The sequence below is a fragment of the Candidatus Schmidhempelia bombi str. Bimp genome (genome assembly GCF_000471645.3).
In the GTDB taxonomy this organism is placed as follows: domain Bacteria; phylum Pseudomonadota; class Gammaproteobacteria; order Enterobacterales; family Orbaceae; genus Utexia; species Utexia bombi.
Genome location: NZ_AWGA01000106.1, coordinates 1 through 1,596 on the forward strand (window position 1 = coordinate 1; position 1,596 = coordinate 1,596).

Annotated in this window: 2 protein-coding genes; both read left to right on the forward strand. The window is 29.6% G+C overall.

From position 1 onward, the window contains the following. Positions 1–783: M23 family metallopeptidase (locus O970_RS09200; protein ID WP_133459407.1), on the forward strand; the 783-nt coding region annotated here is incomplete at its 5' end. Then, a partial coding sequence (locus O970_RS09205) for a hypothetical protein (protein ID WP_133459408.1) occupies positions 780–1,596 on the forward strand: 817 nt, incomplete at its 3' end. The genes O970_RS09200 and O970_RS09205, both read left to right, overlap by 4 nt.

The following is a 1,596-nucleotide window of genomic DNA, read 5'->3' on the forward strand; positions in this document are numbered from 1 at the left end:
TCCTCTGTTAATGCTAACACACCGATACTTTCTAATATATCAATAGATGGTAAAGCATGGTTTATTCATCCTGTGGCAGTGGTTAACTATTTTCCATTTAAACCAAGGCTGTGGCATGAGCCTTTAGAAAATCCACAAAGAACGTTATTTAGTTCAAATACTCTTAAGTTTCCTTGGAATGGTGCTTTTGGTTATGTGAGAAATGAAGGAGCAAAATCACATGCTGGATTAGATTTATTTGCGGATATCAATACTCCTTGTTATGCGTGTTTAGATGGTGAAATAGCGTGTTATATACCTGAAGCTAAAAAAGATAGCAAAAAAGGATACGGAAATGTCTTAGTCATTAAAGTTAAAGGTGATGATTTACGTGCTTCGAAAAATGAATATACCCTTGAGTTTACTTTCCAAAAAATAAAAGAGATAGTGCAAGCTGATGATTTTAATATAAATAAGGATTATTTTTATATTCGATATTGTCATTTAAGTGATAAACGTGCTGATTTAAATATCGGTGATAAGGTTAAATCGGGTGATTTAATTGGTTATACAGGAGATACAGGTAATGCTAAGGATTGTTGTAATCCTCATCTGCATATCGAAATTGCAATGAATCCAAAATCTAATAGAAGTTCAACAACAAAACCTGAAATAGATAAATTGGGTTTAAAAATCAATCCAGCATTCTTTATTAATTTACAGGAAGTAGATGAAAAGGAGCAAACAAAAGTAAAAGAGCGAAGACTTAAAGAAAAGAAAACAAAATTAAGGATTACAAAATGAATTATATAAAGTCTATTTTATTCATAACATTGTTAACACCAACCATAAGTCATGCATTACAGCGTATTTACGTAGGTAATATTGGTCAAAACAAAGTTGAATTTTATTTTAATAGTGAATCTGCTATTTATCTTGATGATGAAAAACATCAAATTTATTCTATGTCTTCTGTCAAAGGGAGGAATAGTATCCCCCCTTATTATGAATATTCGGTCGAAGGCTCGACCGAAAAACGATCAGATAAAATATTTATTGAAAGTTTTACTCACTCACCTTTTTCTAATGATTTAGAAACTTATCAAAAACTAACTGGATATACACTAATTAACGGTGATAAGGTAAATTTAAATAAAATATTTGAATTCAGTGAATTTGTATCAGATGAAGAAGAATTTAATAATATAGATTATTTACAAGAACGTAGTACCAATGATTTTTATTTTAAGGTGATAGTATCTAAACAAAAAAATGAAAAGGCTAAAATCGTCGGCATTAAAATATATAGCAAAAAAGATGGACGCCTTATTCAAACCATTAAGGGAATTAAAGGATGTGCATTTAACTCTTATGTAAGTATCATGACTCATGATGAGTTTGATATAAATTTTGATAGTGATAATAATGATTTTTATCTTGTTAAAGATAGAATTTATGGTCCGAATACTACTGCCGAATATTATGCTTATGACAAAACACAACAACAATTTATCAAATTAAACCTTGAAGGTAACGATTTTCGCTTTGATTATGAAAAAAAAATAGCTACTAGTTACAAATATTGCCCAGGTAAAAAAGAAGACGATGAAATATCGT